The organism is Virgibacillus salexigens, from assembly GCF_014905415.1.
In the GTDB taxonomy this organism is placed as follows: domain Bacteria; phylum Bacillota; class Bacilli; order Bacillales; family Amphibacillaceae; genus Virgibacillus; species Virgibacillus salexigens.
Genome location: NZ_BNEO01000139.1, coordinates 1 through 304, shown reverse-complemented (window position 1 = coordinate 304; position 304 = coordinate 1). Strand labels below are relative to the sequence as shown.

Annotated in this window: 1 protein-coding gene; it reads left to right on the top strand. The window is 38.8% G+C overall.

The window, feature by feature from the left end; translation table 11 throughout:
* A partial coding sequence (locus JKP73_RS22585) for a hypothetical protein (protein ID WP_200412031.1) occupies nt 1-304 on the top strand: 304 nt, incomplete at both ends.

Below are 304 nucleotides of genomic sequence, written 5' to 3'. Positions count from 1 at the left end.
GGAACAAATGGTAAAAGATAGAAGAATCATCACGGATATTACCACTCGTACGCCACCGCTTCGTAAAAATACCGTCCGTCTACCGGAACTTAATGAAAGGGATTTTATTATTCATTCACCAGGGGAAAACGGAACGATAACACTAAATACAATGGAGATGACACCAATTGGAACAACGAAAATAGGTCCTTTAGAGATACAGGTTACAGATGGGGAAATACGTCATTTACCTGAAGAATATGTTTTTGCAACTGTAACTGGACGCCATGGACAAAATCGCAAACCATTTGTAGGTGTTTTAAAA